The 21957-nt window shown below is 68.5% G+C and carries 14 protein-coding genes, 3 tRNA genes and 3 pseudogenes; 12 read left to right on the plus strand and 8 right to left on the minus strand.

Annotated elements, in window-relative coordinates; all coding sequences use genetic code 11:
- Window positions 1-373: 373 nt before the first annotated feature.
- The 3 genes from OF850_RS20715 to OF850_RS20725 all read left to right on the plus strand — a co-directional run bounded on the left by OF850_RS20715 (window position 374) and on the right by OF850_RS20725 (window position 3779).
- Window positions 374-592: a helix-turn-helix transcriptional regulator gene (locus tag OF850_RS20715; protein ID WP_301592241.1), complete on the plus strand. Its 219-nt coding sequence runs from the start codon at window positions 374-376 to the stop codon at window positions 590-592.
- A 182-nt stretch (window positions 593-774) separates the two neighbouring features.
- Complete coding sequence (locus OF850_RS20720; RefSeq protein ID WP_301592242.1) at window positions 775-1272, plus strand: hypothetical protein; 498 nt, start codon at window positions 775-777, stop codon at window positions 1270-1272.
- An 8-nt stretch (window positions 1273-1280) separates the two neighbouring features.
- Window positions 1281-3779, plus strand: a complete 2499-nt coding sequence (locus tag OF850_RS20725) for a DUF927 domain-containing protein (protein ID WP_301592243.1) — start codon at window positions 1281-1283, stop codon at window positions 3777-3779.
- Window positions 3780-4443: 664 nt separating this feature from the next.
- Here the strand turns inward: OF850_RS20725 and OF850_RS20730 are convergent.
- Window positions 4444-5304, minus strand: a complete 861-nt coding sequence (locus tag OF850_RS20730; protein ID WP_301592244.1) for a DUF4238 domain-containing protein — start codon at window positions 5302-5304, stop codon at window positions 4444-4446.
- A gap of 190 nt (window positions 5305-5494) precedes the next feature.
- Here OF850_RS20730 and OF850_RS20735 point away from each other — a divergent pair.
- Both OF850_RS20735 and OF850_RS20740 read left to right on the plus strand, forming a co-directional pair.
- Window positions 5495-6442 (plus strand): annotated as a pseudogene (locus tag OF850_RS20735) (IS630 family transposase).
- Window positions 6443-6506: 64 nt separating this feature from the next.
- Window positions 6507-7274 (plus strand): annotated as a pseudogene (locus OF850_RS20740) (transposase); the annotation flags it as partial.
- 44 nt (window positions 7275-7318) lie between these two features.
- On the opposite strand, the gene OF850_RS20745 reads toward OF850_RS20740, so the two are convergent.
- A protein-coding gene (locus OF850_RS20745; protein WP_301592245.1) for an IS3 family transposase occupies window positions 7319-8523 on the minus strand; the annotation gives its coding sequence in 2 pieces (ribosomal slippage) (window positions 7319-8235 and window positions 8235-8523; 1206 coding nt in all).
- 39 nt (window positions 8524-8562) lie between these two features.
- Here OF850_RS20745 and OF850_RS20750 point away from each other — a divergent pair.
- Window positions 8563-9159: pseudogene (locus OF850_RS20750) on the plus strand (transposase); the annotation flags it as partial.
- A 347-nt stretch (window positions 9160-9506) separates the two neighbouring features.
- On the opposite strand, the gene OF850_RS20755 reads toward OF850_RS20750, so the two are convergent.
- The 3 genes from OF850_RS20755 to OF850_RS20765 form a co-directional block, all read right to left on the minus strand.
- Complete coding sequence (locus OF850_RS20755; RefSeq protein ID WP_301592246.1) at window positions 9507-13601, minus strand: PIN domain-containing protein; 4095 nt, start codon at window positions 13599-13601, stop codon at window positions 9507-9509.
- A 607-nt stretch (window positions 13602-14208) separates the two neighbouring features.
- Window positions 14209-14284: transfer RNA gene (locus tag OF850_RS20760), tRNA-Lys, on the minus strand.
- Complete coding sequence (locus OF850_RS20765; protein ID WP_301592253.1) at window positions 14247-15284, minus strand: lysine-2,3-aminomutase-like protein; 1038 nt, start codon at window positions 15282-15284, stop codon at window positions 14247-14249. Before OF850_RS20765 ends, OF850_RS20760 begins: the two co-directional genes overlap by 38 nt.
- A 38-nt stretch (window positions 15285-15322) precedes the next feature.
- Here OF850_RS20765 and epmA point away from each other — a divergent pair, with 38 nt between their 5' ends.
- Window positions 15323-16336, plus strand: a complete 1014-nt coding sequence (epmA, locus tag OF850_RS20770) for an EF-P lysine aminoacylase EpmA (RefSeq protein ID WP_301592247.1) — start codon at window positions 15323-15325, stop codon at window positions 16334-16336.
- Here epmA and OF850_RS20775 read toward each other — a convergent pair.
- The gene (locus OF850_RS20775; protein ID WP_301592248.1) at window positions 16324-17292 is read right to left on the minus strand and encodes an N-carbamoyl-D-amino-acid hydrolase; all 969 of its coding nucleotides are present in this window, start codon (window positions 17290-17292) and stop codon (window positions 16324-16326) included. The two genes, epmA and OF850_RS20775, sit on opposite strands and share 13 nt — an antisense overlap.
- Window positions 17293-17417: 125 nt before the next feature.
- Here OF850_RS20775 and OF850_RS20780 point away from each other — a divergent pair, with 125 nt between their 5' ends.
- On the plus strand, window positions 17418-18992 hold the full coding sequence (locus OF850_RS20780) for an ABC transporter substrate-binding protein (protein ID WP_301592249.1): 1575 nt from the start codon (window positions 17418-17420) through the stop codon (window positions 18990-18992).
- 48 nt (window positions 18993-19040) lie between these two features.
- The gene (locus tag OF850_RS20785; protein ID WP_301592250.1) at window positions 19041-20150 is read left to right on the plus strand and encodes a phenylacetate--CoA ligase family protein; all 1110 of its coding nucleotides are present in this window, start codon (window positions 19041-19043) and stop codon (window positions 20148-20150) included.
- On the opposite strand, the gene OF850_RS20790 is transcribed toward OF850_RS20785, so the two are convergent.
- Window positions 20122-20724: a DUF2459 domain-containing protein gene (locus tag OF850_RS20790; RefSeq protein WP_301592254.1), complete on the minus strand. Its 603-nt coding sequence runs from the start codon at window positions 20722-20724 to the stop codon at window positions 20122-20124. The two genes, OF850_RS20785 and OF850_RS20790, sit on opposite strands and share 29 nt — an antisense overlap.
- Window positions 20724-21431 carry an SDR family oxidoreductase gene (locus tag OF850_RS20795; RefSeq protein WP_301592251.1) on the minus strand — a complete coding sequence of 236 codons (708 nt, stop codon included), beginning with the start codon at window positions 21429-21431 and terminating at the stop codon, window positions 20724-20726. The genes OF850_RS20790 and OF850_RS20795 overlap by 1 nt, the downstream gene beginning before the upstream one ends.
- A gap of 115 nt (window positions 21432-21546) precedes the next feature.
- Here OF850_RS20795 and OF850_RS20800 point away from each other — a divergent pair.
- The 3 genes from OF850_RS20800 to OF850_RS20810 all read left to right on the plus strand — a co-directional run.
- Window positions 21547-21629 (plus strand) — tRNA-Tyr (locus tag OF850_RS20800).
- A gap of 64 nt (window positions 21630-21693) precedes the next feature.
- Window positions 21694-21767: transfer RNA gene (locus OF850_RS20805), tRNA-Gly, on the plus strand.
- A gap of 77 nt (window positions 21768-21844) precedes the next feature.
- A partial coding sequence (locus tag OF850_RS20810) for a GTP-binding protein (protein WP_301589197.1) occupies window positions 21845-21957 on the plus strand: 113 nt, incomplete at its 3' end.

Here is a 21957-nt window from a genome sequence, read left to right on the forward strand (position 1 = left end):
CTCGCAAATAGGAAATTTCCTATTGCAAATAGGATAGAAACTATTACTGGTCCATTCGGCCATATTTATTTATAAAATCCCCTTACGATTGAGTATTTCAGCTGTTATGTGTCGGTCAGTGGCGTCCAAATGTGGAGCCGCGGCATGAATGGCGGTTCCGCGTAGGTCGTACGTGGAAACCGGAAAGCAACCTCTCGGGGGCGACCTGAAAACAGGAAGCCCCCCACCGCTGCACGGTGGAGGGGCCAAGCATGTGCTGCAGAAACAGCGGAGGGAATGAGCTCGCTGCAGGCTGGTTGTACTCTGGGTCTGCCAGAGCAAGCAATCGCGCGGTGGCAGTTCTATCCTTCGTCCGCGATTAGGGACGTGGAATATGGGTCGCAATACTCTGCACCATCTAACGCCGGAACTGCTCGCCGAGCGCTTGAACATATCGCTCCGCAGCGTCGAGCGCTGGCGCATGACAGGCGAGGGCCCGCGCTACATCCGAGCAGGTGCTCGGAAGATTTTGTACCCGCTTGCGGAAGTCGAGAGGTGGGAGACGCAGCGTATGCACGACAGCCGCGCCGCCGAGTTGGCGAGGTCGACGTGATGCGCGCTCGGTGCGCCACCGTCTGGCCAGGTGGCGCGTGCGCCGCCTTCCGCTTTGCCACCATCTGACACCGCCGACCCTTGCGAGTCGACGGCGTCGTCGCGGGAATAGCGGCTTCGCGCCGCCAGGCACGTACTTGCCCGCGCCGGTTCGCAAGGCTCCGGCCTTTTGAGAGGTTTGCCATGCAAGCCAACGTATCCTCCCGTCCGCCGCTTTGCTGCGGTGCGGCCTCTTCCACGCCGCCTGCTCTCGCCGCTGCGCTCGCACGGTCCGACCTTTCCCCTGAACTGCGCGCGTTCCTTCTCGACCTCCAGACGTGGTCGCGGCAGCGCAACCTGACGCCGCGTCAGCGTGCGGCGTGCAAGCGGATCGCCACCGCGCCCGACTTCACCGCAGTGAATCGCGCGGCGCTTGCGCGACTGCCGGAGGTGCTGGCGCGCCTCCTCCCCGGCGGGGGGGCACGCGGGGCGGAGTGGCATGCGGGCAGCCTCCGCGGCGAGGCGGGCAACAGCCTCCGCGTTCGGCTGCGGGGGAAGCGCGCGGGCGCATGGTGCGACTTCGCCACCGGGGAGAAGGGTGGTGATCCCGTTTCCCTCGCCGCGGCGGTGGCGATCCTTTCCCAGGAGGACGCCGCATGCGAGCTGGCACGAATGCTCGGCGTGGGGGGTTGCTTCCCGTGACTGACCGAATGCTTCAGCCCCAGGACCGATTTGCGCCGCTTGGCAACGGGGAGCTGGCACGGAACCCCGGCGAGACCCGCAGCAGCGAATGGCGCTCCGTCCTTCCGGCCATCGCGCCGCTGCCTTCGGCCTTGCGGCATCCGGGCCACGGCGTGCCGTCGCGCGTGTGGCACTACTGGGACGCAGGAGGGGCGCTGCTGTTCGCTGTCGCGCGCTTCGACCGCCCGGGCAGCGCGCGGAAGGAAGTGCTGCCTTATTGCTGTGGTGCGGACGGGCGGTGGAAATGGAAGGCTCCCCCCGAACCGCGCCCTCTCTACGGGCTCCGCGCGCTGGCCGAGCGGCCCGACGCGCCCGTGATCGTGGTCGAGGGTGAGAAGGCTGCGGCCGCGGCCGCCAAGCTGTTCCCTTCGCATGTCGCGGTAACGTGGCAGGGAGGAAGCGCCGCAGTAGGGAAGGCGGATTGGAGTCCCCTACGAGGCCGCAGCGTGTGCGTCTGGCCCGACGCGGACACGGGCGGCCAGAAGGCGACCCGTGCGATCTGCAAGGCGCTCTTGGGGCCGGGCGGGGCATCCGCGCTGGCGGTGGTGGACGTGCCTGCTGATTGGCCAAACGGGTGGGACGTGGCGGACGAGCCGCCCGCGGGAGTGTCCGCCGCGGCGCTACGGGACATGCTCGCCGCGGCCGAGCCGGTGGCAATCTCAGCCAGGAACGACGCGGAGGCGGTCGCCATTCCCAGGGGCTTTGTGATGAAGCGGGACGGGGTGTGGTGCGAGCCCGACCCGAATGCGGAGGGACACGCGACGCTGGCTCCGACCTTTGTGTGCGAGCCGCTCCGCGTAGTCGCCATGACCAACGACGGGCAGGGCCAGAGATGGGGGCGTCTGCTGCAGTGGGAGGACGCAGACGGGCGCCCGCATGAATGGGCGATGCCCAATGCCATGCTCTCGGGCGACGGAATGGAGATGCGCTCGCGGCTTCTTGACGGCGGGCTTCACCTCGGCACAGGGCACCACGCCCGCGGCAAGCTGTCTGAGTATCTTCTTCGGTCCCGCCCTCGCGAGCGGGTGCTTGTGGTGGAGCGGATCGGCTGGCACCGCGCGGGCGATGGGCGCCGGGTGTTCGTGCTGCCGGATCGGACGCTCCCGGCGGCGGGGACGGTCGCGGAGCTGCATATGATGTTGCAGACCTTACGCCCCGACCTGCTCCCGCCGTTGCGGCGCGCAGGCACGCTGGCCGATTGGCAAGATTGCGTCGCCCGCCATGCGGCGGGCAACTCCCGCTTGGCCTTCGCTATTTGCGCGGCCTTCGCGCCGCCGCTGTTAGGGCTTTTGGAAGCGGAGGGCGGCGGCTTTCACCTTAGAGGCGGATCCTCCATCGGGAAAACCACTGCGTTGGACGCTGCGGGCAGCGTTTGGGGCGGCGGTGGCCTGAACGGGTGGAGGAGGAGCTGGCGCACCACTGGCAACGGCGCAGAAGCAGTGGCGGCGAACCATTCTGACCTTCTCCTTTGCCTGGACGAAATGGGAGAAGCAGACCCGGAGACGGTGGCGGCGGCAGCCTACATGCTCGCCAACGGCGCCGGCAAAGCGCGCGCGGGGCGCGACGGTTCGGCGCGGCGTCCCGCCGAGTGGCGGCTTCTGTTCCTCTCGACGGGAGAGGAGGGCTTGGCGGCGCGTCTGGCGGAGGCACGCGGCGGGCCGAAGCGCGTGCGGGCCGGGCAAGAGGTGCGCATTCTTGACGTGCCGGCCGACACGGGCGTGCACGGTCTGTTGGAGTCGCTGCACGGTTTCGCTACGGCCGCCGAGTTGATTGACGAAGTGAAGGCAGGCACGGCGCGCTGTTACGGGACAGCTGGGTTAGCGTGGTTGGAAGCCCTCACCCACGATTTGGACGGCATGGTGGCGCGCGCGCGGGAGGTGATTGCGGCCGTAAAGAAGAGGGCGGTTCCGGTAGGGGCAGACGGGCAAGTTGTGCGCGCCGCCCACCGCTTCGCGCTCGTGGCGGCTGCGGGCGAGCTGGCGACGGGTGCAGGCGTTCTTCCGTGGGAACCGGACGAGGCGTCGCGCGCGGCACTCGCGTGCTTCAAGGCGTGGCGCGCCGCCCGTGCTGGCGGCGATGGTCCTGCCGAGGCCGCGGCGGCAGTGGACGCCGTGCGGCATTTCATCGAGTTGCACGGGCAAAGCCGCTTCGTCGCGCTGTCCGAGGCCGAAGGCAGCGAGGCAAGAAATGTGGACAAGCGGGCCGCGGTGATGAGCCGAGCCGGGTGGTGCAAAAGGGATAAGGACGGCACCCCGCGCTACCTCATCTTTCCGCAGGTGTGGGCAAGGGACGTAGTGCCGGGACACGACCCAGAGGCCGCAGCTCGGGCAGTACTTAAGGCCGGCTTTTTGATTGCGCAGGGGTCGGGCCGGTTGCAGAGAGCCGAGCGCGTGCCGGGCGAAGCCGGTTCGCTGCGGTTCTACGTCGTGCGAGGGACGATCCTCGCGGGCGAGGAGGGCACGAAGTGAAGGCGGCGCGGTCGCGCGATCCGCTTGACAGGTGGCGCCGGGCTTGGGTGGCCGTCCTTCCGAGGGTGTGGAGGACGGGGCGGCCTCCACTGTTGCCGCCGTGGCCAGTTGTGGCACGGCAGTGGCAACGGCGGCGCATCCAATGGGGAAAACGGGTGTTGCCAGTGTTAGCAGCGTTTCCACTGAGGGGTCATTGCAAGGGTGGGCTCGCTCGCGGCGCCCTTTTCGGGCCTGAGGCTGGACGATCATGACGCGGGCGAGGCCGCAGCGATGCGATGCTTATACGCGCGGCCGCCAGACCCCGGCGCTTACGTGTCCTAGACCCGCTGCGCAATGGGCTTTTGACGATGTCGCTGGGGTGTTTTCCAACGCTCGAAGAAAGGGGTGGGTGAAACGTCGCCACAGGGGAACTGGCATTGGCTTGAGCACAACTCCCTGCAACCGTCTGCGTGTCGGGGGCACCAGATCTCCATCCTCGCCTAGCGGTCGGCGTGCCCAGTGCGGGCTGCGCGTGCTTAACTGACGCGTGGCGGCCGAGAGGGCACGCCGGTAGGGTGAGCAGTCCCTCTCCCGCAACAGCCGCTTCGTTTGTACTCACCCGGTGATGGTCACGCCTACCGCGAGGTGGCCGGGTCACCGATCCCCGTTGCAACCCGGGCGGCGCTCATCCCCTGCGGGTTAGCCGGTTCGCGACGAAGCGCACCTGGCCCTCGTCGTCGCCGTAGACGTAGCGATGTGCTTGGCGGACTACCTGATCGTTCACGTCGCGCTGCAACTGACGGATGCCGATCCGCTTGATCACCTCTAGCGACGCCGCGGTGTTCGTCGCAACGAATAGGCGTGATGGACCGAGAGGGAGGAAAAGGTGACCGTCCGGCCGATCGAGGCCGTTCGTCATCACGACGGGATGGTCCGAAGTAAGGAACTTCCGGTCCGAACCGCTGACAGTGAGCACATTCCAAAGCATCTTGTTAAGGAAGTCACCGACCCTCTGACTATCGATCACGCTTCGGAATAGGCGTGTCCAAGACCTTTCCGCCGCGTCGTGGCGGAGATCCGTGCAGAACGCCTCGAAGGTGCGCTTGTCGTCCGGGTCACGGCGCGCTTCGAACTGATCGCGATAGGCGGGAGCGGTCTCTGAGACGAACTCCTTGTATTTAATCTTCAGCGCGGCCAGCCTCGCTGGTGAGCGGTAGTGGAGCGACAGGATGAACCTTGACCACCCGCTGCGGAGATCGGGGGAAAGCGCGGCCGGTCCAAGGCGTTCCTGCAGCATCTTGGTCAGCGCCTTGCTCGCGATCCCGTCGACCTTACTGAAGAACTCGTCCTCAAGAACTCGTTGGGCTCCAGCCGGAAACGCTGGGACCGAGTAAAGCTCGATCTCGTAGCCAGTTGCTGAAGGTGCCTTCATCTTCCCGACAACGTCGCGATGGGGGCGCGAGTACTCGCACACCTTGCCGTCCTTCACCCACCCGCCGAGGTAGAACACCGGCACGTAGTGGTGCCGCTTCGACTCCTGCACCATGACGCTCCCAAATGATCGGGGCATAGGACCCCAGATGGGGCTGTCTTGAGCAGACGTCGCGGCTTCCGGCAAGCGGCGCGGAGCGTCCCGCCGAAGTTAGAGCAAGTTCTGCTCGAGCTGATTCGCGAAAGTGCTTCCCCGACGCGGGGGTGATCTGATTCACCTTTCCTGCTGAGCGGAGGTGGCAGGCATGGCGAAGAGCTTGTCCGAGGATCTGCGGGTTCGGGTGATCGGGGCGGTGGATGGCGGTCTGTGGCGCCATGCGGCGGCCAAGCGGTTCGGGGTGTCGGTGGCCAGTGCGGTGCGCTGGCTGCGGGCTTGGCGCGATGCGGGAGCCAGGGCAGCCAAGCCACGGGGTGGAGACCGCCATTCGCACCGGATCGAAGCCTTCAGCGAGGTCATCCTGGGCGCCATCGAGGCGCAGACCGACATCACCCTGGTCGAGCTGTCCGAGTTGCTGGAGCGCGAGCATGGCGCGCGCTTTGCCCCGAGCACGATCTGGCGCTTCGGAAAGCGACACGGCCTCAGCTTCCCAAAAAAGCGCCCACGCGGCCGAGCAGGACAGGCCCGACGTCGCCGCGCGGCGGCAGGCGTGGTTCGACGCCCAGCCTGACCTCGACCCGCAGCGCCTGGTCTTCATCGATGAACCGGTGCATCGACCAAGATGGCCCGCCTGCGCGGCCGCTCCCCGCGCGGCCAGCGCTGTCGGGCCTCGGTGCCGCATGGACATTGGAAGACCACCACCTTCACCGGCGCGCTTCGGCTGTCGGGCATGACCGCGCCCGTGGTGCTGGACGGGCCGATGAACGGCCGGGCTTTCCTGGCCTATGTCGAGCAGGTGCTGGTGCCGACGCTGCGGCCCGGGGACACCGTGATCCTGGACAACCTGCCGGCGCACAAACCCCACGGCGTGCGCGAGGCCATCGAGCGTGTGGGAGCAAGGCTTTGCTTCCTGCTGCCCCCTTCGCCGGACTTCAACCCGATCGAGAACGCCTTCGCCAAGCTCAAGGCTCTGTTACGGAGGGCAGCCGCCCGGACCATCGAAGACCTCTGGGACGCCATCCGCGACGCACTGCCTGCCTTCACGCCAGCCGAGTGCGCCAACTACTTCACCGCCACAGGCTATGAGCCCGAATGAACAGATTCTGCTCTAGCAGCCTGTCGGATTCCCATCGGGCCTGAGATCGGCGAATCTGCTCGTCATGACGCAGTTCATTCCGTTCAGCCGTGACCAAGCCTTCCTGCTGCCGCCTGACGCGAAGGACTGGCTGCCCTGGGACGACGTGGCCCACTTCGTGGTGGCGGCCGTGGATCGGGTGCCGCTTGGCGCCTTCGCCGTGCGCCCGGTCCCCGGCGGCAAGGCGCAGTACCACCCGCGCCTGCTGCTGGCGCTGCTGATCTACGCCTACGCCAACGGCATCTTCTCCTCGCGCCGCATCGAGCGGGCGACGCACCGCGACCTGGGCGTGCGCTACGTGGCGGCGAACCTGCACCCCGACCACGACACCATCGCCGCCTTCCGCCGCGCCAACCGCGCCGCGTTCGAGGCCGCCTTCCTGCAGGTGCTGCTGATCGCGCGAGAGGCCGGGCTGCTGCGGCTCGGGACCGTGGCGATCGACGGCACCAAGCTTGATGCCAACGCCTCCAAGATCCGCTCGGTGCGATACGACCGGGCCAAGGAGTTGCGCAAGAAGCTCGCCGCAGACATCGCCGAACTGACCGCCCGCGCCGAGGCGGCCGACGCCGAGGCCCAGCCCGATCCGCAGGCGCTGCCCGCCGAGATTGCCCGGCGCGAGGCGCTGAAGGCCAAGCTCGATGCCGCCTGCGCCCGCTTGGAGGAACAGACCCGCGCGGAAGCCGAGGCAGCCCGGCCGGAGTATGAGGCCAAGAAGGCGGCTTACGACGCCAAAAAGGGGCGGCGCGGCCGCCCGCCGGTGCCACCCCAGGACGACCCGCCGCCCACGCGCCAGTCTGAAGTTCCCCCACTTTCGTGGACAGGTTCGTGGCTTGGGTTTCAGGGAGGGGCTGGGGCGGACTGGAGCTTCTCCTTCTCGAAAGTGGCGGGCGATTTGTAGCCGAGAGCCGAGTGAAGCCGGAGCGGGTTGTACCAGGCTTCGATGAAGATGAAGACGGCCATGCGCGCTTCGGCTTGGGACGCGAAGCGGCGGCGGGCGAGGAGTTCGCACTCGAGGCTGGCGAAGAAGCTTTCGCACATCGCGTTATCGTAGGCGTCGCCCACCGAGCCCATCGAGGGCCGCACGCCGGCCTCGCGGCAGCGATTGCCGAACGCCAGCGAGGTGAATTGCGACCCCTGGTCCGAGTGAAGGATCGTGTCGCGCGGACGCCGCTGTCCCAGTGCCATCTCAAGAGCGTCCAGGACGAGTTCCGTGCGCAGGTGGTTCGCCATGGACCAGCCGACAATCTTGCGGCTCCACGCGTCGAGCACGACGGCGAGGTAGAGGAAGCCCGCAACTGTCGGAATGAACGTGATGTCTGTGACCCACAGCCGGTTCGGGCCAGGGACGGAGAAATCGCGATCCACGAGGTCCGGTGCGGGACGCCTCTTGGCACCGCGGCGCGTCGTGACAGGACCACCCCTCCTGCGGCTGACGCCGAAGAGACCGGCCTCGCGCATGAGCCGCGCGATGCGCTTGCGACCGTGTCTCTCGCCTCCGGCGCGCAGCTCTGCATGAATCCGTGGCGCCCCGTACGTCTCTCGGGAGGCCGCGTGGGAGGTCCGGATCTGCTGCAGGAGCGCTGCATCTGCCTCCGAGCGCGCCGAGGGCGGACGGCTCATCCAGGCGTAGTAGCCGGCACGTGAGACGCCGAGGAGGCGCGCCATCGTCGCGACCCGGAAGGTGGCCTGGTTCGCGCTCATGAACCGGAAGACCCGGATGGGATCGTCCCGGTCTCCCTCGCGAACCAGGCCGCGGCTCGAGAGAGGATGTCGCGCTCCACGCGGAGCTGCCGGTTCTCCCGCCGGAGCCGGGCCAGCTCTTCACGCTCGGCGGTCGTGAGCACGTCAGCGGCCGGGGCGGATGCAGATTTCGGACCTCGTCGGCCCTCCGCCCGGTCCGCAGCGGCCACCCAGTTCCGGATCGCCTGGGCAGAGGGCTCAAACTCACGGGCCAAGCTCTCGGGCTCACGCCCGGCTCGCACCAACTCGACCATCTGGCGCCGGAACTCCGGCGCGTAGGGGGGATGTGTTCTGGCGACCATCGGACACCTCGTGTGACAGCATCATGGGTGTCCACGGAACCGGGGCAACTCCAGTCCAACCTCACCGATCCTGACAGCGCGCTGATGCGCCGCTCCGACGCCCATGAATACCGCCAGGCCTTTAACGCCCAGGCCGTGGTCTGCGCCGACGGCTCACAGCTGATCCTCGCCACCGACGTCGTCGCAACGCCCGCTGATGCGCCGAACTTCGCCGCCACCATCCTCGGCATGGAGCACGGCATCGGCCTGCCGAAGACCGTCCTCGCCGACACCGGCTTCGCCTCCGCCGAAGCGGTCGCCGCACTCGAAGCGCGCCACATCGAGCCGCTGGTCGCCATCGGCCGCACCCAGCCGCATCGCGCCTACGACTTTCGCCCCCCGCCCGCGCCCAAGACACCGCGCCGCATCGCCGAACCCTGGCGCCTCGCCATGCAGGCCAGGTTGGAGACCGCCGATGCCAAAGCCCGCTACGCCCACCGAAAGCAGACCGTCGAACCCGTCTTCGGCATCATCAAGGCCGCCCTCGGCTTCACCCGCTTCCACCTCCGCAGCCTCGCCAAGGTCACCAGCGAGTGGACGCTGATCGCGCTCGCGTACAACTGCCGCAGGCTTCACCGCCTGCGGCTGGCGACATGATCCGCAACTCAAATGTCCCACCGCCAGCAGACCCAAACCCGACAGGCTGCTAGGTCGCGGACACTGGGTGAACGGAAAGGCCGGTAGCGGCGTGCTTCGAGGCGGCCTGGAAACAGTTACGGACCTAACTTGTGGTTGTACGCAAGAAGAAGGGAATTTGGTTCATTCCGCTGACTTCGATCCGAAGCGGCCTCCGCGGCCGCGCCTCCTCTCCGGTCGGCCCCGGCCTCAGCTTTCCGCCTGGACATGGCCACGTAGGTGATGGCCGAGCGGCGCTTCGCAGCTGCGTTTCTGCAGCGCAGGCAGAGTTGGACGAACAAGCGAGGGTCGCCAGGTTTCGCGTCTGGTCAGCCGTCTGATAATGGGCCAGTCAACGCAATCATATGCCCTCGAAGCCAGTAGTCCACGAAGCGCGCAAAATCCTCTGGCCCCTCGATCCGCGCCGTGGCGCGGACAGAGGCCAAGATCGCTTTGTGGTCATGGTGGCGCTCGCGGATCAGCTGACGCAGCAGGAACGAGGTCGCCTCGCGGCGTGCCTCGCGCGTGTCGACGCGCCGCCAGATATGCAGCAACGCATGCAGGACGACGGAGACGTGCGAATGTGGATCGGAGCTTGCCCCGCCCAGCGCGTATCCCACCGCCGTGAGACACGGCCCCGGCGCGGCGCCGGCTCGGCCATCCGCGACGGTAGCCAGCACTACGTCGCGTGCGGAAACGGACACGTGGAAGTGGCCGCTCCCCACCAGCCCGACCGTCGCTTCCATGGCCGCTTCGGCAGAGACAAAGCCGCTTGTCGCAGCTGCGTGGACTACTGGCTGCATCCAGGCAAGGCGATTAAAGCCCAGTGCGAGAGCAATCTCGCGCATCAAGAGGTCGTCAGTCACTAAAAGCAAATCGCGCCCGCGGGCTACGAGGAGAGCGTCAAATACGTGCGAGACCCCCGAGGAGACATGCGCGCGGAGGTCATCCGGCACGCTGTCGTCCAATTCGACGGCGCAGACGACCGCGTTCGCCTCCAACCAAGCCATCGCCCGATCGAACTCCGCCAACTCACTTGACGCGTCCTCCGCCGCCACCTCTTGGATCAGGATCTTCCCGTCGGGGAGCCACGACGCCGCCTTGCGGCCTGTCGCTGCGTCGCACGCGAGCCGCTCGCGCCTCGCGGCCAGCCGATCCACGAGCGACCGCGGCACGTGAACGGTGCCACAGGTGCCCTCAACGACCTCCAGCAGCCCGAGCTTCCAGCCTGTCCAAAATGTGAGAGTATCGAGGACGCACCCCCGCCCGCCGTTCACCTCAATCGCGCCACGTGCCGCCTTGCGTTCGACAGCCGCGCCGTGCGCGACCTTCAACTTCAGTCCTTGGGACGTCAAACCTTGCGCCACGTCGATTTCGTCCACACCGACCCTCAGCGCGAGCAAGGAGAGCGGCATTTGGCCGTGTAAGTACGCGCGCTGCTCAGCCTGAACGAAATCGTAGCGCGCCTTGAGTCGAGCCTTGAACTCGTCCAGGCCATCTTCGCGCGAGGGATCAACACTCAAGCTTTGCAGCCCGCTCCGGCCCGGAAACCTCGCCTCATAGCGCTCCAGGATGGAGTGCAGCCGGGCGACGTATTTGTGGCGAATTTGGATGACCTCGCCTGACGCATAGCGGTCGCCCGCCGTCAGCCCAACCAGCCCTCGGGCCAACGGGTGCTCCGGCTCCAAAGCTTCGGCGTCGAGCGCCCTCAGCGTTGGATCGGCCTCGATCACCACAAGCCGACGGCCGCCTCCATCTTCGCGCAGGTCCACGGCGCAATCGACGCTCGCGGCCGCCGGCTGCCAGCGGCTTCCGTGGTCGCCATCTCCGCGCTCGCGACCCTCCAGCAGGACAAGCGACATTAGCGCCATCCAAGCATCAGGGGCATCTCGGTTTGCCAAGAAGAGGCGGTAGGCGAAGGCCACACCGCGGTCCTGGAAGCCAAAGTGAGAGAGCAGCGCCGCGACGCGCAGCTGCCGATTCAAGTCCAGCCCGCGCGTCTTCTCGATCGGCTTACCGAGTTCGGTCCGCAGGTCGGCGATCCGTCCGCGCCGGAGGAGAATCTCGAGAAGAAGCACTTGCGCGACACCGCGATCAGGCCGCAATTCAAGCAGCCTGCGCGCCGCCCATTCGGCCCCATCTAGGTCGCCGTTGTTCCAACCCAGCACAGCGGCTGCCCACAGCACCGCCGGATCATGGCGGACGCGATCCGACGACGAAGCCAGGGTTTCGAGAAAGGCCCTGTCGCGGCGCGCTTCGGCGAGGCACTGGAGAAAAAGAACAACCGCCGGCGTGGGACGCATCAGGTCGAGGCGTCCCTCAAGCAGGCGGCTCGCCTCAAGTGGCCGGCCAACTGAGCGCAGTTCGTCGGCGAGCAGGTGCCTGACCAGAACAGGCGTGTCCGGCGCGAGCCGTTCCGCGATCTCCGACAACTTCGTTGCCGCCTCAGCCGCGTCGCCAGCCTGGCGCGCGGCGGCCTTCGCCTCTATTGCGTCCGCCACTGGCGCGGCCCACGCTAATGCGCGTATCGCAGCAATGGCATCGCGCAAATCGTCCGGGCGGTCGAGTTGTACAGCAAGCTCGGCGACGAGTAACCAACGGCCAAGCATCTCTGCCGGGGCGAGGTCCGACACGTCCACCGCCTTGACCGCCTCCAAAGCAAGTGCTGGCTGCTCCCGGCCCTGCAGATCGGCCAGCAAGAGCTGGGACTCTGGATCGTCGCGGCCGGTCAATAGAGCCTCCGCCTCGCTCGCACGGCCAAGGGCAAGCAGGTTGAGGGCGCGCAGGCGGCCGAGCGACGGCTCCGCCGCAAGGAGGCCGCCCGCGCCGGCGAGCAGTTCTTCGCACTCGGCGTGGCGCCCACAAAGGCGCAACAACACGCAGGCGTTGTTCAGGTGAGCAATGGTGTCGTGGAGATCGTTGTAGCCGATCCGCCGAAGCCGCTCGACCTGCGCCTTCAGCACATCGGCGGCGTTGTCTAGAAGACCCGCGCCGCCAGGCAGCGGCGCGCCGGCGACAGGGCCGTTCACCTCAGTCGCTAGCGACAGAACGGCTGTGGCGTGAAGGATTTGCAGAGGGTGCGCGGCCGGGTGCCGCGCGGCCGCTTCAATGCAGTGGACCTGCCAGCCAGACATTTTGCGATAGTGCCGGAATTCGGAAATCGCATAATCGGCGCCCGGCGTGCCGCGGAGACTCTCAGGCACCAGCGTCTCCGGCTCACCCACCCATCCGGTGCGCGCGGCAGCGTGGATCAGGACCTCGACTGCCTGCTCGGTGACCGTGCCTGCGGCGAGGGCCGCCCGGGCGAACGTCATAGCCTCCTCGTGACGTCCTTCAAGGAGGTGGGCCACCGCAAGGTTGCCGATGGCCTTGGGGTCGGTCGGGCGCAGCGCGTAGGCGGTGACAAAACGGCGTGCCGCTTCCGGGAAGCGGCCGAGCCGCAAAGCAGCGGCGCCGAGACTGGAAACCACGCGAAACTTTGCCCAGGGTTTGCTTTCGAGGTCGGCCAACTCCTCGATGTCCAATAGCCGGCGCTCGGCGCCGCGCGGGTCGTCGCCCTCCACGATCAGGTCGCGAAGGATGTCGATCCGGGCGTGCAAGGCTGCATCCTCAGCGCCGTAGGCACCGCCCCCTGCGTCCAGAGCAACAGGCAACGCATCTCCTGTCGCTGAGGCAGTCTCGGCGATGTTCAAGAGTCGCTGCCCCTGTGCGCTCTCGAAAAACCGCGTCAGCTTATCAGTGATCTCGGCGGCTTCCGCGTGCTTCGCTTCCACAAAAGCCCGGGGCACTGAGAGCCGCGATGAACTTTCCAGCAGCTCGGTAAGCCGCGACCTGCGCAACACGCGGTGCTCGCGTTCACGGGCGACGCTGGTGCGCAGCACCTCCATGAAGACCGCATCGGAGAGCCGACGCCCCTCGTCGTGCGGCACCTTGAGTTCGTCGTGCGCACGGATGGCAACCAGATCCCTCAGCCGCCCTTCCAGGATCGCCCAATCTGGCTGCCCGCATAGCCAGTCAATCCGCGCTACGAAGTCCCGGCGGAACGCCTCGTCATCGCGAGCTGCGCAGTAGGCGCGGACGCTCGGAGGCAGGTCGAGCGCCTCCAGGACCTGACGCAGGGGCTTGGGTTTGGCACGCCCAGCCGCGACCTCCGCCCAGACGTCGAGGCCGCGCCTCCCCTCGGGCCGATGGGCGAGCCTCTTCTCCATGCCGATCTCGGCGGTCGTCAGGTAGGCAAGCCGCACACAGCGACCCGGGTTCGCACCTGAAAGCTCGACCAGCGACGCCATGGCCTCGCGTACGTCCTGGGAGAGAAGCGTGACCCTGCCCGGGGTGTCCTTGACCTGACGGGCGTTGAGGGCACTGCGCGCCGCGACCGCAAAATCCTCCGCCACTTCGAGCAGCAGGTCCTCGTCAACGTTCAACTCAAGCCATGCGAGTGATGCGGCGTACACTTGGTAAGCGTAACCCCGCAGCGACGCCACGGCCTCGCGCGCGGAGTCCCCGACGACTGGACCAGGAACGCGGGACGATTTGACTGCGCGAAGGCCGTCCCGGCCATCTGCGGTGACGCCGATCAGACCATCGGCCGGCGGGGAGGGATCGCGTAATATTTCGTGGCCCATGTGGACGGCGGACGACGGGATGGAGCCGCGGTCAGGCAGTGTTGGCCTCCGAGATCGCTGTTTGATTCGCATCCGCGTCATTCGGACGCGACCAGCGGGGTGAACCAGATCACCCCGCCCTCCAACGATGCTGTTCGTTGGCTGTTACAGCGGTTAGTCCGTGCGCAGCTGGTGTCGCCGCCGCCATGTCGAGGGCGCGGACTACCACCTTAGCCCCACACACGCGAAGAACGTCGAAACCGGCGCGGAAGCTATCCAGTAAAGTCGTGAAAGGTCGATTCGGGGACGGGGCCCCAAGGTGGGTGCAACCGAACCCGAAAACCGCTGAGTAGGTCCGCACGAGGTCCGCGATCCGAGGGTCCGCAAAATAAGCGGTGCTAAACACCCCTTAAGTCATTGATCTGGATGGTGGGCGCACTAGGGCTCGAACCTAGGACCCGCTGATTAAGAGTCAGCTGCTCTACCAACTGAGCTATGCGCCCATCCGTGGGGCGGGGTTCTACCCGCATCCGCAGCTTTGTCAAACCCCTTCATGCCCAGGGGATACTTCCCGCCACCCGCCGGTGCCTCGCGCACATAGCTTGGCCAGGCCAGGCCGGTGACGCGACCGCGCAGGGCGCGCAGCAGGGCCAAGCCTTCCTCCTCGGGAACGTGAAAGCGCGCGGTGCCGGGGGCGGGATCCAGCTGGTGCAGGTAATAGGGCTTCACCCGGTGGCGGAGCATGGCGCGGAACAGCGCCTCCAGCGCTTCCTCGCTGTCATTCACCCCGCGCAGCAGCACCGATTGGCCCAGCAGCACAGCACCGGTGCCATGCAAGGCGCGCAGGGTCGGGAAAGAATCCGGCGTGAACTCGGACGCATGGTTGGCGTGGACGCAGAGATAAAGCGGCTTCTCCAGCATCAGCGCCGCCAGCAGGGCAGGCGAGATGCGTGCCGGGTCGGCCACCGGAACGCGCGTGTGGATCCTCAGCGTCTCCACATGCGGCAGGGCGGCAAGCCGGGCCAGCATCGCCCCGAGTCGCCGGGGCGAAAGCATGAGCGGATCGCCGCCGGTCAGGATGACCTCGCGGATCTCCGGCTTCGTGGCAAACCACTCCAGCGCAGCGTCCAGCTCTGCCTCGGAAAGCAGGCCGCCATCTGGCCCCACCGCCTCGCGACGGAAGCAGAAGCGGCAATAGACCGGGCAGGCGAGGAGGGGTTTGAGCAGCGCCCGGTCGGGATAGCGGTGGACCACCCCCTTCACCGGGGAGAAGGGGGCATCGGCCGTCGGGTCGTCCAGCTCGTGCGGGGCGGTCTTCAGTTCCGCCGCATCGGGCACGTATTGCCGCGCCACCGCCGGCTCGCGCGCCGCCAGGGCGGCGACATGCGGCGTCAGCGCGACCGAATAGCGCCGGGACACGTCGCGCAGGGCCGGCACGGCATCGGGCGGCACCAGCCCGGCTTCGGCGAGGTCCTCGGCGGTGCGGAGGGGGCGGGGGGCCATGGCGGCGCTGCCCATGCCCTGCTAGGGGCGCGGGCGCAATGCCCCCCTGGTCGCCCGAGCGCCTCGCGTCGCGCATGCCCTTCCTCGAAGCCCGCACCCGGCTCACCGCCGCCACGCGCGCCTGGTTCACGGCGCGCGGCTACCGGGAGGTGGAAACGCCCTGCCTGGTCCCCGCGCCGGGGATGGAGGTGCATCTGCGCGGCTTCCCCAGCGAGTACGAGCCGCATCTGGGCCAGGGAAGCCGCAAGCGCCTGTGGCTCCGCACCTCGCCGGAAATGGCGCTGAAGCGCCTCCTGGCCGGCGGGGCCGGGCCGGTCTTCGAATTGGCGCGGGTCTGGCGCAACGGCGAGGTGGGCGAGCGCCACGCGCCCGAGTTCACCATGCTGGAATGGTACCGTCCTGGCTTGTCGCTGGACGGGCTGATGGACGAGGCGGAGGCGCTGCTGCGCGACCTGTGCCCGCGGCGCGTCGCCTTCGGCGGCGTGGAGACGGACCTGTCCCTCCCCTTCGAGCGCATCACCTGCGCCGAGGCGTTCGAGCGCTGGGCTGGCGTGGACCTCCTCGCCAGCCTGCGGCCCGACGGGACGGGCGACGCGGCGGTGCTGGGCGCGCGGGATGGGGAATCCTGGGAAGATGCCTTTTTCCGCCTCCTGCTCGACCACGTGGAGCCGCGCCTGGGCCGGGAGCGCGCGTCCTTCCTCTCCCACTGGCCGGCACCCCAGGCCGCACTGTCGCGCCGTGACCCGGCCGACCCTCGCCTGGCGCTGCGCTTCGAGCTGTTCGCCGGCGGGATCGAACTGGCCAATGCCTTCGACGAGTTGACCGACGAGGCGGAGCAGCGCACCCGCTTCGCCCACGACACGGCGGAACGCGAACGCCTCTACGGCGCCGATGCCGCCTGGCCGATGGACGAGGATTTCCTCCAAGCCGTGGGCCAGATGCCCTCGGGCAGCGGCATCGCCCTCGGCTTCGACCGGCTGGCCATGCTGGCCGCCGGCGCCCGCCGCATCGAGGACGTGCTCTGGCTGGGGCGCTTCCCCTACGAGGACTGACCGGGGCGCCACACGGGCGGTGCTTCGCTGCCCACCTGCTCCACGATGCGCGCGTAATGCTCGGGGCGGCGGTGGCGGGCGAAGTCGAAGATGGTGCTGCGGCCGAGTTCGCACCGCGTGAAGTCCGCCTCGGCCACGATCACTTCGTCGTCCCAGGTGGTGGCCTGGGCCAGGATCTCGCCCTGCGGGTTCACGATGACCGAATGGCCGAACAGCTCGTGCCCGTCCTCGGTCCCCGCCTTGGCGGTGGCGACGGCGTAGCAGGCATTCTGGTAGCAGCCGGCGCGGATCGAAAGTTGCGAATGCTCGACGCGCAGGTGATGCGCCTCGAAGCCGCGATTCTCCATGTTCAGGGACGGCGTGTTGTAGCCCAGCATCACCAGCTCGACCTGCTGCAGCCCCAGCACGCGCCACGCCTCCGGCCAGCGGCGGTCATTGCAGATCAGCAGACCGAGATTGGCCTCCGTCCCGCCGACGGGCGCGCGCACCACCGGGAAGCCGAGGTCGCCCGGCTCGAAATAACGCTTCTCCAGGTGCTGCACCTTGCGCACCGGGTCGTATTCCTTGTGCCCCGGCAGATGCACCTTGCGATACTTCAGCGCGACCTCGCCCGAGGGATGGACATAGACGGCGGTGTTGAAGCGTCGTCCGTCGGGCGTCTTTTCCGCGTAGCCCAGGTGGAAGCCGATCCCGAGCTTGCGCGCGGCCTCGAAGAGCGGCGCGGTCTCGTTGGACGGCAGGGCGTGCTCGTACCAGTGGTCGGCTCTGTTGAGGTCCTCCTCGTACCAGCGCGGGAAGAAGGTGGTCAGCGCCAGCTCCGGGAAGACCACCACCTCCGCCCCCATGCTATGCGCCTTCTCCATGAGGCGGACCATGCGCCCCACCGCCACGCCGCGCCCTTCCGCGCGCTGGATGGGACCAAGCTGGGCGGCGGCGAGGACGGTCTTGCGGCTCATGGGCGGGCTCCTTGCGACTCCGCAGGAATAGGCCAGGGCCGGCGCGGCGGAAATGGCTTGCCAGGGCGGCGCGTGGAGGTTCCCATGCCAGGGGAAGCGCCGAACAAATTCAGGAGCCATGAACCATGAGCTTGCCCCGCCGCGCCCTTTTCGCATTGCCGCTGGCCGCGCCCGCCTTCGCGCAGACCGCTGCCTCCCGCACCTTGCGCTACGTGCCGCAGGCCGATCTGACGGTGCTCGATCCGGTCTTCACCACGGCATACATCAGCCGCCACTTCGCGCTGATGGTCTATGACCAGCTCTACGGGCTGGACAGCAATCTGCGCCCGCAGCCGCAGATGGCCGAAGGCCACGCCGTCGAGGATGACGGCAAGCTGTGGCGCTTCACCTTGCGCGAGGGCCTGCGCTTCCACGACGGATCGCCGGTGCGTGGCCGCGACTGCGTCGCCTCCATCCGCCGCTGGGCGGCGCGCGATTCCATCGGCCAGGTGCTGATGAGCCGCGTCGCCGACATGAAGGAGGAAAGCGATCGGGTATTCACCATCCGCCTGAACCGCCCCTTCGGCCCGATGCTGGACGCGATGGCGAAGCTCGGCCCGCCGGCGCTGTTCATCATGCCGGAGCGTCTGGCCTCGACCGACCCGAACCGCGCCCTCACGGAGGCGGTCGGATCCGGTCCCTTCCGCTTCCTGCCCGGCGAGCGCATCGCCGGGGCACGCGTCGCCTTCGAGCGCAACCCAGACTACGTCCCGCGCCCAAACGGCACGTCCGACTGGGCGGCTGGTCCGAAGCGCGTCCACATGGACCGCGTCGAATGGCTGACCATGCCCGATCCTGGCACGGCCATGGCGGCCCTGCGCTCCGGCGAGGTGGATTGGTGGGAGAATCCGGGCAACGACCTGCTGCCGGTGCTGCGCCGCGCCCGCGACGTGCATGTGCAGCGCGCGAGTCCGTTGGGCACCTTCGGCACGGGCGTGTTCAACACGATGCACCCGCCCTTCGACAAGCCGGCGGTGCGCCGCGCCATCCTGCGCGCGATGAGCCAGGAGGATTTCATGACCGCTGCCGCTGGGGCTGATTCAGAGCTGTGGCGCGCGGGGGTTGGCGTCTTCACGCCCGAAACACCCCTTGCGAACGACGAGGCGCTGGAGGCGGTCACCGGCCCGCGTGACATTGAGCGTTCCCGCCGCGAGCTGCGCGAGGCGGGCTACAACGGCGAGCGCGTGGTTCTGCTGGCGCCCGGCGACTACCCGCTGCTGGGCGCGCTGGCCGAGGTGCAGCGCGACCTGTTCCAGCGCCTGGGCGTCAACCTCGACTACGTGGTCACCGACTGGGGCACGTTGGTGCAGCGCCGCTCCCGCCGCGAGCCGCCGGGGCAGGGCGGCTGGAGCATGTTCCACACCACCTGGAACGGGCTGGACGGCATCAACCCGGGCGTCATGCAGTACATCCGCGCCAACGGGCAGGGTGCCTGGTTCGGCTGGCCCGACATCCCGGCGCTGGAGGAGGCGCGGCTTTCCTGGTTCGACGCGCCGGACCTGGAAGCGCAGAAGGCCTCGGCCCGCCGCATCCAGCGCATCGTGATGGAGGAGGCGCCCTACCTGCCCACCGGGCAGTATTTCGGCTCGACCGCGTGGCGGCGCGGGCTGGAGGGGGTGATCGCGCCCATCTACGCCATGTGGAACATCCGCCGGACGTAGCATCACGGCGCGGCCTCTGATCCAATGGCGGCGGGAGGACCCGACGCCATGACCGACCTGCGAATGGCCCTGGAGGCCGCGCTGAACCTGCCCGGCTGGGCGCGCCACCTCGCCGGGCACCGGCCGGACTCGCCGCTTTCCGCCCTGCCGGTGCTGCGCAAGTCGGAGCTTCCGGCGATGCAGGCAGCGGAACCGCCCTTTGCCGGGCTGGCCGGCCCGGCCTCCGGCTTCGCGCGACTCTTCGCCTCGCCAGGGCCAATCTTCGAGGGCGCGCGTGACCGGCCCGACCCCTGGCGCTTCGCCCCCGCCTTCGTCGAGGCCGGCATCGGCGAAGGCGACATCGTGCTGAACTGCCTGAGCTACCACCTGACGCCGGGTGGCTTCATCCTGGACGCGGCCGCACGCTCGCTCGGCGCGGCGGTGATCCCGGCCGGACCGGGCAACAGCGCCGCCATCGTGGAGGCCATCCGCGCCTATCGCCCCACCGCCTATGCCGGCACGCCGGATTTCCTGAAGATCCTGCTGGAAGCGGCCGGCGAGGCCGGCTCCACGATCCGCAAGGCCGTGGTCACCGGCGCCGCCTTTCCGCCCAGCCTGCGCGAATGGGTGGCCGGGCAGGGCATCCTCGCGGTCGAGGCCTATGGCACGGCCGAACTCGGCTTGGTCGCCCACACGACGCGCGACGCCGCGCCGGGCATGCGCATCGCCCCCGGCATCCTCGTGGAGATCCTGCGCCCCGGCACGAACGAGGCGCTGCCGGATGGCGAGGTGGGCGAGGTGGCCGTCACGATCCCCGACCCGGTGCATCCGGTGATCCGGTTCTCGCCGGGCGACATGTCCATGCTCATGCCCGGCGGGCGGTTGCGCGGCTGGATGGGCCGCGCCGACCAGAGTTGCAAGGTGAAGGGCATGTTCGTCCGCCCCGAGCAGGTCGCCGCCATCCTGCGCCGCCATCCGGAGGCCGGCCGCCTGCGCCTCGTCGTGTCCCGCGCGGGGGAGGTGGACGCGATGGAGCTTCTGGCCGAGGGCGGGGATGCGGCCGCGCTAGAGGCGACGCTTCAGGCCGAAACCAAGCTGCGCGGCGCGGCGCGGGTGGTTCCCGCGAACTCCCTGCCGCGCGACGGCAAGCTCATCGCGGATGATCGCCCGGTGGCGTGACGCGGCAGGCGCCGGGCACGCGCGCCGCCTGCCGCAGCACCCCCGGCGCGCGCGACACGCCGAGCGGAGAGACGGGCAGCCCGCCCTGCTCCAGCGCCTCGGCCACCCAGGTGTTGCAGGTATAGGCCAGGCTGTAGCCCTGCGCGGCCGGGATGAACCGCCCCTCCGGCACCGGGCCGGCCGGCAGGGAGCGGTCGAGGAAGCGGTTCAGCCCCGCAGCATCCGACAAAGGCAGGCCAATGGCCGGGGCTGAGAGGCCGGGGTCGGGCGCGCCGGCGGCAGGCACCGTCTCGATCACCGCCGGGCCGGGCAGGGGGGCCAGGGCATAGGCGGCGAGGCCCGGCCCGTCCGGCTGGTCAAAGAAGCCGCGCTTGCCGAAGCCGAGCCGCACCGCCGGCGCGCCGCGCGCCAGCGCCGCGGGCCGGCCCCGGAGGGCAGAGGCGGGCAGGTTGATCTCCGTGTGGATGCCGCGGTCGTAAAGGATGAGGTCTAGATGCGCCCCGGGCGGGCAGTCCGGCAGGTCCGGCGCCGTGGCGCAGGCCGTGGCGAGGAGCAGCAGCGGAAGGGCGCGCATCACTCGACGTAGATCATCTTCCGCGTCATGCCGCCGTCGCTCAGGAACTCGCTGCCGGAAACGAATCCGCTTTCGGGCCCAAGCAGCCAGGCGGCGAGGGCGGCGATGTCCTCCGGTTTGCCCACCCGCCCGGCGGGATGCTGCGCGTGGTCTTCCGGGCGCAGCTCCTCGCCCTCCACGTCGATCCAGCCTGGGCTGATGCAGTTGGCCCGCACTTCCGGCCCCAGGCTGATGGCGAGGGCATGGGTCAGCGCCACCAGCCCGCCCTTGGAGGCGGCATAGCTCTCCGTGTCCGGCTCGGATTGCCTGGCGCGGGTGGAGGCGATGGTGACGATGGCGCCCCTTGCCGTGCGCAGCATCTCCTCCGCCGCGCGGGCGAGCAGGAAGGTGCTGGACAGGTTGGTGGCGATGACGCGCGACCAGTCGGCCAGGGACAGCTCGCGCAGCGGCTTCCGCACCATGATCCCGGCGTTGCAGACCAGCCCGTCCAGCCTTCCCTCCCCCTGCCGGATGGACGCGACGAGGTCGCGCACCGAATCCTCGTCCGCGATGTCGGCCTGTACGCAGCGCGCCTCGTGCCCGGGCCGGGCGGTCCGGAGGTCGGCGATGACGACGCGCCAGCCATCGTCGGCCAACCGCCGCGCGATCGCGGCCCCGATGCCGTGTGCCCCGCCCGTGACCAGGGCCACGCGCCGCGTGTCGCTCATGCCGATCTTCCCTTCCGCTCCGGTGGCCGCAACGCGGCCGCGGGCCTGGGGTTCGCAGCCATGCATTGACAGAGGCGCACAAAGACGGTTGAAGGCGCGCGCTCACGCCATGTGCGGAGGGGTGCCCGAGTGGCTAAAGGGGACGGACTGTAAATCCGTTGGCTTGCGCCTACGTTGGTTCGAATCCAACCCCCTCCATATCTCCTGGCTGAGCGGGCGGGGTTCTCCCTTGCTCCTGTTTCCATCAGGCTTCCGCCTCGTCGCGGGTGTAGCTCAATGGTAGAGCACCAGCCTTCCAAGCTGGCTACGGGGGTTCGATTCCCCTCACCCGCTCCAGGCGGGATGCTCGCCATCGGGTCGCGCCGCCAAGGTGGATTCCGGGGCTGAAATCTTTTTCGGAGCGGGACCAGACGATGGCCAAGGCGAAGTTTGAGCGCACCAAGCCGCACTGCAACATTGGGACGATCGGCCATGTGGATCATGGCAAGACGTCCTTGACGGCGGCGATCACCAAGGTTCTGGCGAA

It is taken from the genome of Sabulicella glaciei (assembly GCF_026183895.1).
Classification (GTDB): Bacteria; Pseudomonadota; Alphaproteobacteria; order Acetobacterales; family Acetobacteraceae; genus Roseococcus; species Roseococcus glaciei.